A 14,197-nucleotide genomic window follows, 5' to 3' on the forward strand; every position below is an offset into this window, starting at 1 on the left:
ATCTTACCAAAAATAGGTCAGGCTCAGGCGGGCGAAGAAGGGCGTACCAGGTGTGAAGTGAATCTCACTAACCGGAGTCGCTTCACCTTTTAATCGACTCTCGGTATCGAACTGGGTTTCTTTCCAGCGGGTGTTGAGCAGGTTCTGCACCGTCAGGCCGAGCGTGTAGTTTTTCCGGTTGTAGTTGGCCTGTAAATCCGTCACGAAGTAGCCTCTCGCTACCACCGTATTGTCGTCGTTGGCGGGTCGGTCGGCCATGTAACGATAGCGCAGCGAGCCACTAAACCCGCCCCCGCCTTGCAGCGACAGCCCGCCCGTCGAGGTAAGGACGGGAGCCAGCGGCAGGTAGTTTTGGCCTTTCTCAGCATCCAGCGACCGGGGGTTGGCCGTGTTCAGGTCAAGATCGGCGAAGAGGTTGGGGCCAGCCGACCGGTTGGTGATCTGGTACCGCGCCGACAAATCCAGCCCCATCCTCCGCGACCGACCGCTCGGTTCGACCACGCCCTCGTCGCCCACGTACACAAACTCCTGTTGCAGATACAGGTACCACGCAGCGGCATTGACCAGCAAACGCGGAAACGGCTTGGCAATAACGCCCAGATCGGAACCGTAGCCACCCGGTAAGATTTGCCGTCCGTTCTGCGCCGTCACGACCCGCGCATCGTTGGAGTGAAAGCCCTTACCCGTGTTCAGGTACAGTTGCAGCGTCGGGTTGACGGTGAAATACAAATTCAGCTTGGGTGACACGATGGCCTGCGTCACGTGCTTTGTCGTGGGGTCCGGGGTCGCGCTCGACTTTACCAGCAAATCCTCGTACTGCGACCGGAACTGATCGACCCGCAATCCGGCGTTGACCGTGAACCGACTCGACAGCTGCACGACTTCGTCGGCGTACAGGGCCGCATTGATTTCGTTGACGTTGCCGTACTGAAGCCGTTCCAGTGTGATCGTCCGGTCTTTGGTGTGCGACAGTTCGGTCGGTCCGTCGCCACGGCCCGGCGTTATGTCCTGCCGGTACTGCGCGCCCAGCGTAGTAGTCCAGCTGGTGCGGCCGAGGGTGGTTTGCGTGGTGTAGCTGCCGTTGTAACCAAACAGGTTGCGGCCTTCTTTTTGGCGAATCTGATCGCCGTTGATGGTGTCGTTCAGGAAGAAGGTGAAGTTGGAATACAGCTCAAAATTGTAGCTGCTGTAGAAAAACTGATTCTTGATGATGTGATTTTTCGGCGTAACGGTCGTCAGTTGGGCATTCAGGTTGGTGCGGCTGGTTTCGCCCCCCTCGGTGGGGTCGACGGACCCAAACCAGTCGACCAATCCCGATTCAACGGCCCGGTCGGGAATCTGCCCGGAGTGGTTCCACTTACTCCAGAACGTCGACGCTGTCAGGGTCAGGGTGGTGTTGTCGCCGATGTGCCGGTGGTATTTGCCCAGCACGTTGACTCGTTTGAAACGCTGCGGATTATCGAAGTACGAATCGCTGTACGAATACTCACCGCCCACATAGGCCGACTGACTTTTCTGCCGGGCGGCATCCCCCAGCAGGTTAATCCCGGCGACGGCCCGGTAGGTGTTGAACTGCCCGGCTTCGAGTTTGACAAACGAGCGGTCGAGCGTGGTGCGGGTACGCATGTTGGCCCAGCCCGCCGTGGCCAGATTCCCCTGATCGGTGGTGTATGGTCCTTTCTTGAAATCGACGCCATCGACCAGTTCGGGAATGACGAAGTGCAGATCGGCGTAGCCCTGCCCGTGGGCGTGCGACACCATGTTGACGGGCATCCCGTCGACGCTCAGGCGAATGTCGGTGCCGTGGTCGAGGTCGAAGCCGCGCAGGAAAATCTGTTCGGCCTTGCCGCCCCCCGCATGCTGCCCGATAAACAGCCCCGGCACCAGCCGCAGAATTTCCTGCGAGTTTACAATGGGCCGCAGCTTGATGTCGATTCCGCTGATGAGCTGCTGATCGGCGGGCCGGAGTGCCGAGACCGTCACGGCGCTCAGGTTGACCGGTGCCGCGATCAGGCTGGTCTGGATATGGGCGGTCTGATCGTCGCCCACGGCCGTTTTCTGCGCGGTAGTGGCGTAACCGATGTGCGAAAACTCAATTTTATACAGCTTGGGGGCCAGTCGGTCGAAGCGGTAACGGCCCAGTTCGTCGGTCAGGGTCATCTTCCCGGTGCCGATCAGATTGACCGAAACGCTCCGTAGCGGCAGGCGGGTCTGTGCGTCGATGACAACGCCGGTCAGTGTGCCGAGGTGTGCGAATGCCAGTTGTACTGTCAGTAAAATCAGGAAAAGAGAAGCCGTTAGTTGTTTAAAATGCATACTCAGTCTGTTGATGATTACCACTGTTTGCGCAGGCTCACGAAGCCGCCAATGGTGCTGGGTAAAAGCTGCCCCTGATCGGCAGCCAGCGAAGCCGTCAGCTGCGTACCGGCCATTCGGGGCAGGTGCCATTGCGCGCTTACCAGTGCCGAGAACTGGTCGAGTGAGGGTAAATACGGTTCGGAGAAGGTGCCATAATTCCGGCTGTACGACAATCGCACGGTCCAGTCGACACCACTGCCAAGCTGCCCCGCTGCGCCCACGTAGCCCATCTGCACCCGATTGTTCGGAAAAAACTGACTAGTCCGGGCCGTTGGTACGACTTCGTTTTGTGGCATGATAAAGGGTGTACCGATGGTGCGGCCCATGTACGACCAGCCCTGAATGTACTGTCCGTGATCGAAATAATTGTCGGCTCCCTGATACTTCGCATTGTAATCGAACGTCGATCCGCTCTGATTCGTCGTCGTCAGGTATTCAACCACGATCCGGTTCAGCCAGCCCGGTCGGCTCCCCGCATTCCGGTGCCAGCTCAGCCCCGTCAGCCCATCGGGCGCGTTGATCCAGAGCAAACCCGACAGGTCTTCGTAAATATGCTGATGGTAAAGCAGCCAGGTACCGGTCGCTGTTTTCATCTCGACGCCCAAATCCATGCTGCCCAGGCCGTTACCAAACCAGTAAGCCCCATCGAAACTGGTATAATCGGCTGTTTCCCAGCTATCGGGCCGCGTACCCAGCACCACCGCCGGGTAATAGTTGAACTGCGAGGGCAGTTTGCCGTTCACAGCCGCCGTCGAGCCGATCAGATAATCAGCCTGCCCGGCCCACTGCACTTCGTGGTTGATGCCCAGGTAGCCTTTGAACCGGCTGGCGGGTTTACCCAGTCGCAGATAAACGTACTTCTGATGCAGATACGCTCCGTGAATGTAGGCCCCCGTAAACCAGCCGTGGACGAAACCCGCGTTGATGGCCACGAAGCGTTTCGTGAAGCCCAGCGGCACGTAGCCCCGCGTAGCCAGCTGCACCTTCGGAATCGGAATGGCGTTGCCCGACCCGTTGATAAAGCCCGACGACAGCGTTGAATCGCCCAGACCGGTCAGTTGCCGCCACCGCCCAACGGCCAGTTCGATCGACCGCCAGCGCCCTTTCGCGTACAGTTCGGGCAGCAGTACCCGGCTTTCGGTGGCGGCATTGCCCACCACCTGCGCCCCCACCGTCCAGTCGAACCGGCGTGGGCGACTGGTTTTGGTGGTATCGGTTGGGGTGTAGGATCGCCGGAAACCGGCCCGTAGCGTACCGGCGGGGGTTGTCAGGGGTACCGTCCCCCACTGATTGGCCCGTAGCCAGAACGGCATGACGCCCCCGATGCGGCCCAGCCACCCACCTCGGCTTCTCCGTGCCAGCCCGCTTTCTCCGTCGACTGCGCCAGCACGGCCCGGCCCGTCAGCCCGACCAGTAGCAACAGCGGCCAACTGCTTATCGCGAAACGTCGAATGGTAGCATGTATCTTCATCGGCTTCCTGATTTCGTAGCTAAGTTAGGAAGCCGATGGTTGTTTAGAGCGACGCAGCCGCCAGGTTATATAAAGGGCCAGTCCGGCCAGCCCAACCAGCGCATAGGGCGCATACCCAACGACCAGCTCGACACCCTGCGTCAGCCCGTTCGGCTGACCGGTGACGCGCTCCACGATCCAGGCCATTGCCGCCACACCCGCCAGCACCGCTCCCCCAACTCGCACGTACGCATATACCGGCGTGCGGCTCAGCAGCATCAGCCACGGGATAATCAGGGCAATTACGAGCAGCTGCATCATTTCGATACCGAGGTTGAAACCCAGAATACTCAGCGCCATTGGCCCCGCATCGAGGTTCAGGTTGGCCAGCGTACCGGCAAAAGCCAGCCCGTGAATCAGGCCGAACCCAGCCGCTACCCATGTTTCGCGACCGGGAAACAACGGACGAACGGCGTGCATGGCCGACACCAGAATCGATACGGCAATCAGAATTTCGACCGGCTGGCCAGGCAACCGCACCCACCCGAGCGAACCCAGCAGCAGCGTCAGCGAGTGGCCCACGGTAAAGGCCGTCACGATGAGCAGCAGCCGCCGTAGGCTGTAGCGCGACCCGCCAAAATTGCCCCATCCAAAACGTCCGGTCCGTCGTCGCGAGCCTGATTGTCCTGTCACCAGCAGCGGGGCGGGCAGGAGCAGCACCAGCAGGAACAGCAGATGGTCGGTACCTTCGGCGATATGCTGCGTACCGAGTCGTACCATCGAGACAAAGCCCATCCAGCTACTACCGGACGCCAGGTTGACAGGTAGGGGTAGCACCCGGTCGTTGACGATGTCAAGGCTGATTTCGCCTACCTGCACGGGGGCGGCTTCCGCCAGTTGCCCGCGTTCCCAGTCCTGCCGCACCGACACCAGAATCTTGTGGGTTCTGACCTGATGCAGCACTGCGTCGTAGTAGAAAGTGAACTGCCGGACATCGGCCTCGCCCGGCGTGGACTCGCCCGGCGAGTCCACGCCGGGCGGGATCATCTGCACCTGCGCGGTCAGTTCCCGATACACCCCGACGATGGGATTCTGCGTTTCGTGCGCGACCAGTTCCCCCACCGAAACGGTCCAGAACCGGCCATCGGGGCTTTGCGGGCGGATGTGGCTTCTGAGGTAATCGCGCAGTTGTGGCCCCAGCCGCGCCACCAGCCCCGCCGATGAATCGTTGACGGCGTGCCCCCAGGCCAATTGCAGTTCGACCAGGGGAATCTGGAGTTCGGCGTCAATACGGTCGGCGTGTACATTGAGTAGCACCCCCGAATTCGGCATGGGATGCGCCAGCGCCATCCGCGAACCACCCGCCAGCAGGAAGAGCAGGAACAAGACTGCCAACCGGCTGACTGCCCCAAAACACCCCACCCTACATCCCTCCCCATTGGGAAGGGACTTGACTTGTCGAATTTTTAAGTCCCTCCCTAACGAGGAGGGATGTAAGGTTGGGTAGTTCAACCAGCTTTCCATGTTCCGACTATCAGTTACCGCCGTAATCGCCCGACCGGTCGCGCCAGACCGAGTGTGAGTGGGGGGTGTTTCTGATGATGACTCCACCCTGATACGAAAACTCGATCCAGACACTTGGGCCATCGATACGCACGTAGTCGCCCGACGCCGTCATGCTGGTGTTACCCGAATAAGCGACGTAAGTGCTGGCCAACTCGTTGGTGTATTTGGTCAGGATGGTAGCGGCCGTGCTGGTGTTCATGTCATTGACATACAGCTTGATAGCTGCCAGTACCAGTGCCTGCTTGTCGCTGCTCAGCTCGCTGACCTGAATACCCGACTTGGTCGACGGAAACTTGCCATCCTGCCCCGGCCCCAACACCAGATCGCTGTAAGACCCTGATAGCTTGGCAGTAGTTTGTTCAGTGCTACTCAGGCCGGTCAGCATAGCCGCAAAGGCAACCCGTTCCTGCTCAAACGCCTGATACGTCCGACTACCGGCGGTTACGGCGGCCTGTGGTTCGGTACCCCTGAAGGCGGGCGTTACACCCGTAACGGCTCCGGCGTTGAACGTGTAAGGCTGGGTGTAATGGTGGCCCGTAAACAGAATCGCCCACAGACCCGACGTGCTGGGCGTTCCCAGAAACGAAAGGTAATAATTACCCGCGCCGTAGTCAGACCCGCCCCCGATGGTATTCAGATAATCGTCGGCCACCAGATTGCCAACCATCTCGTCGTAGCCTTCGTTGGTCGCGTTCAGGGCCAGTACCGCCACCATCAGGTTCCGGAAAGCCGCCAGTTGAGTGGTACTGAGCGCACCCAGGCTGATACCATTGCGGGCCGACAAACCGGCGGGCAGGTTCGACCATTTCTGGGCGTTGGCTTTGGTGTACGTCAGCTGCATGGTCGACAGCTGCGTACTGCTCAGCGTCGCCTTGAACGCTTCAGCCAGGCAAACGACCTGCGCTACCCCCGTCGACGCGCAGGTTGTCGTGGTAGCCGTAGTCGCCAGCGCCGTCGTGATCGTATTGGAATTGGTCGTCAGGGTAGTTGAACTGCCCGATGTGGCCGTGGTCGAGCTACCCGGCGTGGTCGTTGTGCTGCTGGCGTCGACATCGGTCGATTTGCACGACTCCAGCAGGTTGATACCGCCAATCGCTACCGTTACCAGGCAGGCCGTCAGAATAATCTGTTTCATAAGCTAGTTGAACCCTGCACGTTGAGGGTTAAGTTGATTTCCAGTAAGTACGCCACAGCAAGCACCTGCGTTACAGCCAACGCCGACAAGTGGGGTAGAGAGCCGGAAAGTTGTGGCGAACGGCGCAGCAGCACCAATTCAGCTCCGCCGTGACGCCCTGCCGGGTCACCGCCCAAATCGACCGAAAAACTCCGTTTCGTAGCTGCTGCCAACCGGCAGTTCGACGTCATCCATCAGAATCAGTTTGTTGCGAACGCCCTGAATTTTGTCGAACGCGACAATAAACGACCGGTGAACCCGCACGAACTGACCTGCCGGCAACTTGTCCAGCATGGCTTTCATCGTTAGCCGGACCACCACCGGCTTACCAGCGATCAGGTGTATTTTCAGGTAGTTGTCCAGCCCTTCGATGTACCGAATATCGGCCACCGTAATTTTTACCAGCCCGTAATCGACCCGGAAGTACAGATGAGTTGGCTCTGGCATATCCGTATCCCCGCCGGACGCCTGTTGCAGCCCCTGCCGCCGGGTCTGCACGCGCTCGACGCTTTTCTGAAATCGCTCGAACGAAAACGGCTTCAGCAGGTAATCAATCGCTTCGACTTCGTAGCTCTCGGCGGCAAATTCGCTGTAGGCAGTTGTGAAAATAACCAGCGTCGGCGGGGGGATTAGCCGGGAAAACGACAACCCCGACTCGTTGGGCATGTTGATGTCGAGAAACACCAGATCGACCGGATTTTCGGCCAGGAATTGCCGGGCTTCGCCCGTACGGGTGAACGTCTTCACCAGATCAATCGTGTCGATGCGGTCGCAGAAGGCTTCTATGACGTCCAGAGCGGGCCGTTCGTCGTCGAGGGCGATGGCGGTTATCATACCAGATTCAGTCGAAGGGTAACTTGGTAGCGGCTGGCCGTTTCGTCGATGGTCAGGTCGTGGTCGTTGGGATAAATCAGCCGCAGCCGGTCGCGGGCGTTCCGCAGCCCAATCCCCGTCGACGGTTCCAGCTGACTGACCTGCACTTTATTGTTGACCACCTCCATGCGCAGCCGATTACCCTGAATATCGATCGCAATTTGTATGAGCGATTCTTCTTCGGGATTGACCCCGTACTTGAACGCATTTTCGATAAACGAAAACAACAGCAGCGGGGCAATCGCCAGTTGGCGTGGTTTGCCGTCCAGCCGGTAATCGACGGTAACGGCATCGCGCAGCCGGGCTTTTTGCAGGTCGACGTAGTTGCCGATGTAATCAATTTCTTTGCTCAGCAGCACCTTGTCACGCTGGGCATCGCGGATGTTGTAGCGCATAAACTCCGACAGTTTCACCACCGTATCGGCAGTTCGTTCGTCCTGCCGGATCGCCAGCGCGTAGATGCTGTTGAGTGTGTTAAACAGAAAATGCGGGTGAATCTGCGCTTTCAGCTGCCGCAGCTCAGCCTGTAGCTGATCGTTCTCGACCTGCCGCAACCGGCTGGACGTTTGCACTGAAATCGAGATCAGCGTACTGATACTGCCGAGCAGGAAAAAGATCGTCAGCTTCACCGGCAGCAGCAACGTTCCCGGTGGAATGTTCATTGGTGGGCGACCGGGGGAGCCTTCGCCGGGCGGATGGTCGCGCAGGCAGTGCTCGCGCCCCAGATCATCGAACGGGGAGTTTCTCTGCCGATGTTCGGGCGAGAAATTAGCGGGGTCGCTCAGCATCATTTCGGCCACAAAAATCTGCCGGAACCACGCCCCGACTGTGTGCTGCCGGGGTGGTTTGAAGTACGCCCACTGCTCGATTCGATAGGGCAAATACACTGCGCCGAGTACGCAGCCGATAGCCACAATCAGATACAGCCTGTACCGTTTAGCCAGAAACCAGCGCGGTACGAACAGGGTATGGTTGACGTACGAAAACAGAATCAGAAACAGGTAGGCTAACCCATTTTGAATCAGGTGGTCGTGCGGATTGAGGGGATTCAGACTAACCCCGCTGTAGGCGAAATAAAAAACGGGCAGGGCCAGCAGAATCAGGCCAGCCAACACGCGGATATACAGTTCGCTGAACCGGAAGGTCATGCCTGAATGGGATAAACGACAAAACTAAACGAACCCGCGTCGACACCCGCACAAAAGTGGTCAAACCGTCAAATGCTGGGGTGAGCAAAACACGCACAAGGCAAACCCGCCTGTACCTTCGGTAGTTTATAAGCCCGTGGGGCTTACGTCCATATAAGTTAGTTACCTAATCGCCCATGCGTTACCTGCTGCTTACCCTGTTATTTATAGCCCGGCTATCGCTGGCGCAGAATAAATTCGACGCCAATATTGCTGCCTTTGCCGCCACCGACAAGCAAACACCGCCCCCCGCCCACCCGATCGTGTTTACGGGCAGTTCGTCAATTGTCAACTGGGGGTCGCTGGTGCAGGATTTCCCCGGCAAGCCAGTCCTGAACCGGGGTTTCGGCGGCTCCGAATTGAGTGACGTGCGTTACTTCGCCGACCGGGTCATTCTGGCGTACAGCCCAAAGCAGGTGGTGATTTACGCGGGCGAAAACGACATCGCCAACGACCATTCGGCGCAGGAAACCTGCCAACGACTCGTCGATCTGTTTACTTATCTGCGAAGTCACCGGCCTAAGCTGCCGATTGATTTTATTTCGATCAAACTCAGCCCGTCGCGCCGGAAATACTGGCCGGTAGTGCAGGAAGCCAACACGCTAATAAAGAACTACCTGGCGAAGCAAAAGAACGCCCGCTTTATCGACATCCGCCCGGCCATGAACGACGCCAGCGGCCACCTGCTAGGGTCGATTTTCCGGCCCGACAGCCTGCATATGAACCCCAGCGGCTACGCCCTGTGGGTGCCGGTCGTGAAGCCGTATCTACGCTGAGTTACGGAATCAGCTAATCTACCAGAGCAAGAATGATTCAACACAGAGTCACAGAGCAATAGAGAACGCAGCGATAAATTGATAGTAACTCATTGCCTGTCAATAAATTAAAACGCTGCGTTCTCTGTGACTCTGTGTTGAACCATTTTTACCTCATTATTTACCGGACAATCGACCCGACGATCCGCTCCCAGTTGCCGTGCGCAAACTTGGCCTTCTGCTCGTCGGTGAGGGCGGTATTTTCCAGAAACAGACGACCCGGTCGGCCGGGCTTGTACTGGTACGGGTAATCGACCGAGAACAGAATCCGGTCGGGGCCGACTACCTGAACTGACCGCTGGAGATAGTCCTGACTCCACATCCCACTGGGCGTTACGTACAGGTTCTGCCGGAAATAATCAGCGACGGGCCGTTGCAGGTTCGCGACGCGGTCAAGCCCCTGCATTCGCTCCAGATAGAACGGAACTACCTCGCCCCAATGGCCCAGAATAATCTGAAGGTCAGGATATTTGTCGAACACACCGGCCAGAATCAGCCGCAGAAACTGGATACCGGCCTCGTAGTGCCAGCCCAGTCCGAAGGTGGCAAAAGCTGTGTCGACCAGGTTGCCGAACCCCGAATAAAGCACATCCCGCACGGCGCGTTGCGGAATCTGGGGGTGGATGTAGAGCGGCACCCGCAGCCTTGCCGCCGTCTCGAACAGAGGCCAGAAGTCGGGGTGGTCGAGGTTTTTGTCGCGGGTACGCCCGCAGAGCATCGCGCCGTTCAGACCCAATTGCCGCACGGCGCGTTCCAGTTCAGGCCCGACGCGTTCGGGCGACGGCATCGGCAGTGTGGCAAACCCCTGAAAACGGGTCGGGTATTTTGCGATGGTTTCGGCGATCAGTTCGTTGGTTTGCCGGGCCAGCGTTACACTTTCTTCGGGGGCGAGGTTATGCAGCGCGGGTGTCGTCACAGACAGCACCTGCACGTCGACCCCGCTCTCGTCCATTAAAGCCAGCCGCTGTTCACCGATTTCGTTCAGGCGTTCGTCAATGATGCCCTGATCGAGCCGGTCGGTACCCTCCTGCCCAACGTCGGATGCCGCCCAGGCAGCGCGAATGGCGGGGGTAAGGAAATGTTCTTCGAGGGCGATCAGTCTGGTCATGCGTTGGGGCTGGTCAGTGTATAATCCAGAAAACACGCATTACGCCGACTTGGTTATGCCGCCCAAGGCAATGCGAGCCGGTTGATATCTTGTCCCCGGCAGCATCCTGCTGTCGGAGCCGCGGCAGCGGCTAACAGGACTCCGGCCATTTAGCCTGACGGCTCCGACAGCTAGAAGCTGTCGGGGACAACTTAGTCGCTCAGTACAGGAGCAGCAACCCCTCGTTAAAAGCTTATCTTAGCTTACCCTGAACTTACGGCTACGAACGCCAGATTTTACCCTTCACCCCGCAGCACCTCCAGCGGGGAGCGGCTTAGCACCTCGCGACTGTTGAACACGCCGATCAGCACCGTCAGCGCTGTCACAACGGCCATAACTACGAGCAACGGAACGGGATTGGCGCGGTACGGCACCTCGAATACGAACCGCGCCAGCGACCACGTACTCGCCACCGACAGCAGGATGCCCGACAATGCCGCCAGCAAGCCCAGCAGGCCATATTCGAGCGCGGTGATCTGTAGTATCTGTGCCCGGCTGGCTCCGAGGGTTCGCAGCAGCACGCTTTCGCGCAGCCGCTGGTATTTGCTCAGCACCACCGAACTGCCCAGTACGAGTAGGCCCGTCAGGATGCTGAACAGGGCCATAAAGCGAATGACGAACGAAATCTGACCCAGAATCTCGTCCAGCGTTTTCAGGATCAGGCCGAGGTCGATAGCCGACACGTTTGGAAACTGACTAACCAGCACGCGCTGCAACCGGGCCGAGGTTTGGTTGTCGGGCACGCGGGTCATCAATACCCTGAACTGTGGAGCCTGCTCAAGCACACCAGCTGGGAACACAACCAGAAAATTGGTCTGCACCCGGTTCCAGTCGACTTCGCGCGTACCGCCAATGATGGTCTGAATGGGCAATCCCTGTACGTTGAAATCGAGCGTATCGCCAATCTTCGCCCGGAGCCGACTCAGGAAGTCTTTTTCGACGGAAATGTACACGTTGCCATTGGCCTGATACGGTCCGTTACCGGCAGCCGCCTTTTCCGACGAAATCAGCGAGTCGCGGTAGGTAACGCGGTACTCCCGCGTAAAGGCCCACGGTGGCGGGGCGGTCGTATCAGTGCGGGCGGTCTGCGGCTGATCCATAGTCCGGGACTCGCCAGTCCGGGCGGTATCGGCGGCACTGCTGCGGCCATTGATACCGGTCAGGCGCATCGTCACGACGGGCACTTCCTGCAAGATGGGCAGCTTCTGCGTTTGCACAGCTTTTCGCACCCCCGCAATCTGCTCGTTCTGAATGTCGAACAGCACCATATTCGGCTGCTGTCCACTCCCCGACAGTTCGACCCGGCTCAGCAGCAGCCCCTGCGTCAGGTACAGCGTCGCGATCAGAAATGCGCCCAGCCCAATCGCCGTGACGAGGATAACGGTCTGGTTGTTGGGTCGGTACAGATTCGCCAGACTTTGCCGCCAGACGTAACTCCACGACGCGGGAAACAGCCGCCGTACCAGCCAGATCAGCCCCAGCGCGACGGCCGTCAGCACGCCGAAGGCCAGTGCCAGTCCGGCCGTGAACCAGCCCGCCAGCATCAGGTTACGCGTCTGCCAATAAGCGAAGCCAACGATAAAGGCTAAAATCAGCCCGTAGGCCAGCCAGCGGAGCGGGTCGCGCCCGGCGGTATCAGCTTCGTAAGCCGACCGCAGGGTCCGCAGGGGCGACACCTTGCGGATGCTCAGCAGCGGCAACAGGGCAAACAAAACGGCGATCAGCACCCCCGTTCCGATACCGCTCAACACCGCCGGGGCCGACAGTGTCGTTTGCACGGCGATGGGCAGAAACCGGCCGAACACCTGCGGCAGGGCCAGTTGCACCACCGACCCCAGCACAGCCCCCAGCGTCGCGCCGATCAGACCCATGATGGCGGTTTGCAGCAGATAAATCAGCATCGCCTGCCGGCCGCTCGCGCCCAGCGTCCGCAGAATCGCCACCGACGCGACTTTCTCTTTCACGTACAACTGCACCGCGCTTGCCACGCCCACACACCCCAGCAGCAGGGCCACAAATGCCACCAGACTCAGGTATTTGGTCAGATCACCAAACGCCCGGCCGGTTTGTTTTTTGCGGTCGGCAACGGTATCGACGTTGATACCCGCCCGTTCCAGCCGTCGCTCGATGGGCCGGATGGTCCGCGCTACGTCGGTACCGGGCGCAAACTGGTAATAATATTTGTAGTTGACCCGGCTTCCGCGTTGCAGCAGGCCGGTCTTGCTGAGATATTGATTCGGCACAAACACCGTCGGGGCCACCGTAGCCGCAATCGCGGCCTGACCGGGTGTTTTCTCGACGCGCCCGGCGATCAGAAACGATACGTTCCCCAGCCGCACCGAATCGCCAACCTGCGCGCCAAGCTGCACCAGCAGCGCATCGTCGACCAGGGCCAGCCGTTGATCGGCCCGGCGAAACGACGCGACAGCCGAACGCGGCTCGACTTCCCACTCGCCATAGTACGGAAAGCCGCCTTCCAGCCCTTTCACCTGCGCCAGCCGCACCCCGCCCGTGCGCGGAATCGACACCAGCGACGGGAACGACACTTCGTAAGCACGGTTCTGCCCAATGGTTTTGAGCAGTTGCTGCGTGCGTTTGGTCGGGGTGCGGTTCCACGACAGCGTCAGGTCGGCACCGAGTAGCTCGCGGGCCTGTTCATCGATGCTCCGGGCCAGATTATCGCCAAAGGAATTGATAGCGACCAGCGCGGCAATGCCCAGCACAATCGCCGACATAAACAGCAGCAGCCGCTGCCGGCTCCGGCGACTGTCGCGCCACGCCATGTTGAAAAGCCAGGAGAGATTCATAATGAATGAGTTATTGAATGATGGAATGATAGACTAATTTGCTGTAGCGGCTAACCACCATTCAATCATTCTATCACTCATTCATTCAACCATTGACCATCGTTCCGCCTTTGATGCGGATGATGCGGTTGGTTTTGGCGGCCAGGTCGAGGTCGTGGGTGACGAGTACGAGCGTCGTTCCGGCTTCACGGTTGAGTTCAAACAAAAGGTCGATGACGGTGGCACTGGTGTCGGCGTCGAGGTTGCCGGTAGGTTCGTCGGCAAACAGGATTTTGGGGCGGTTGGCGAAGGCGCGGGCCAGCGATACGCGCTGCTGTTCACCGCCCGACAACTGCGTGGGGTAATGATGCCCCCGCTGCCCCAGCCCGACCCGCTCCAGCAGCGACTGCGCCGTTTGCTTCGCCCCCTTTTCTCCCCGCAACTCAAGCGGCACCATCACATTTTCGAGGGCCGTCAGGGTGGGCAGTAGCTGAAAGTTCTGAAAAATAAAGCCAACGTGCTGGTTACGAATAGCCGCCCGCTGATCTTCGTTGAGCGTATCGAGCCGGATGTCGTTCAGGTAGACGCTGCCCGAGGTGGCCCGGTCGAGACCGGCGCACAGGCCCAGCAGGGTTGTCTTGCCCGACCCCGACGGGCCGACGATGGAGAATGTATCGCCGGGTTCCAGCGTAAAACTGACCCCGTGCAGCACCATCAGATCGCGCCCGCCACTCGAATAGGTACGGGTCAGATCTTCAACGCGAAGTATGCTCATTGAACAATTGGTTTAAGGTTCAATGTTTAACGTTTAATGTTAGGTCACTACAACCTTAGACATTAG

General features: G+C 59.0%; 11 protein-coding genes. 1 reads left to right on the forward strand and 10 read right to left on the reverse strand.

The window, feature by feature from the left end:
* Positions 1–3: 3 nt before the first annotated feature.
* The 7 genes from HH216_RS01865 to HH216_RS01895 form a co-directional block, all read right to left on the reverse strand.
* Entirely contained in the window at positions 4–2,316 is a 2,313-nt protein-coding gene (locus HH216_RS01865) for a TonB-dependent receptor (RefSeq protein WP_169549247.1), read from the reverse strand.
* A gap of 17 nt (positions 2,317–2,333) precedes the next feature.
* The gene (locus HH216_RS01870; protein WP_169549248.1) at positions 2,334–3,671 is read right to left on the reverse strand and encodes a capsule assembly Wzi family protein; all 1,338 of its coding nucleotides are present in this window, start codon (positions 3,669–3,671) and stop codon (positions 2,334–2,336) included.
* On the reverse strand, positions 3,626–3,829 hold the full coding sequence (locus HH216_RS01875) for a hypothetical protein (protein ID WP_169549249.1): 204 nt from the start codon (positions 3,827–3,829) through the stop codon (positions 3,626–3,628). Before HH216_RS01875 ends, HH216_RS01870 begins: the two co-directional genes overlap by 46 nt.
* 24 nt (positions 3,830–3,853) lie before the next feature.
* Positions 3,854–5,194 (reverse strand): HupE/UreJ family protein, encoded by a 1,341-nt coding sequence (locus HH216_RS01880; protein ID WP_254448642.1) that lies wholly within the window; start codon positions 5,192–5,194, stop codon positions 3,854–3,856.
* Between the two features lie 148 nt (positions 5,195–5,342).
* Entirely contained in the window at positions 5,343–6,509 is a 1,167-nt protein-coding gene (locus HH216_RS01885; protein ID WP_169549250.1) for a DUF3500 domain-containing protein, read from the reverse strand.
* A gap of 165 nt (positions 6,510–6,674) precedes the next feature.
* Entirely contained in the window at positions 6,675–7,382 is a 708-nt protein-coding gene (locus HH216_RS01890; protein ID WP_169549251.1) for a LytR/AlgR family response regulator transcription factor, read from the reverse strand.
* The gene (locus HH216_RS01895; protein ID WP_169549252.1) at positions 7,379–8,569 is read right to left on the reverse strand and encodes a sensor histidine kinase; all 1,191 of its coding nucleotides are present in this window, start codon (positions 8,567–8,569) and stop codon (positions 7,379–7,381) included. Before HH216_RS01895 ends, HH216_RS01890 begins: the two co-directional genes overlap by 4 nt.
* Positions 8,570–8,745: 176 nt before the next feature.
* Here HH216_RS01895 and HH216_RS01900 point away from each other — a divergent pair, with 176 nt between their 5' ends.
* The gene (locus HH216_RS01900; RefSeq protein WP_169549253.1) at positions 8,746–9,384 is read left to right on the forward strand and encodes a GDSL-type esterase/lipase family protein; all 639 of its coding nucleotides are present in this window, start codon (positions 8,746–8,748) and stop codon (positions 9,382–9,384) included.
* A gap of 160 nt (positions 9,385–9,544) precedes the next feature.
* On the opposite strand, the gene HH216_RS01905 is transcribed toward HH216_RS01900, so the two are convergent.
* The 3 genes from HH216_RS01905 to HH216_RS01915 form a co-directional block, all read right to left on the reverse strand.
* On the reverse strand, positions 9,545–10,531 hold the full coding sequence (locus HH216_RS01905) for an amidohydrolase family protein (RefSeq protein ID WP_169549254.1): 987 nt from the start codon (positions 10,529–10,531) through the stop codon (positions 9,545–9,547).
* A gap of 275 nt (positions 10,532–10,806) precedes the next feature.
* Positions 10,807–13,377 (reverse strand): ABC transporter permease, encoded by a 2,571-nt coding sequence (locus tag HH216_RS01910; protein ID WP_254448643.1) that lies wholly within the window; start codon positions 13,375–13,377, stop codon positions 10,807–10,809.
* Between the two features lie 85 nt (positions 13,378–13,462).
* A complete protein-coding gene (locus tag HH216_RS01915; protein ID WP_169549255.1) occupies positions 13,463–14,131 on the reverse strand; it encodes an ABC transporter ATP-binding protein in 669 nt (222 codons plus the stop codon).
* Positions 14,132–14,197: the final 66 nt, after the last annotated feature.

This window comes from Spirosoma rhododendri (assembly GCF_012849055.1).
GTDB classification, from domain to species: domain Bacteria; phylum Bacteroidota; class Bacteroidia; order Cytophagales; family Spirosomataceae; genus Spirosoma; species Spirosoma rhododendri.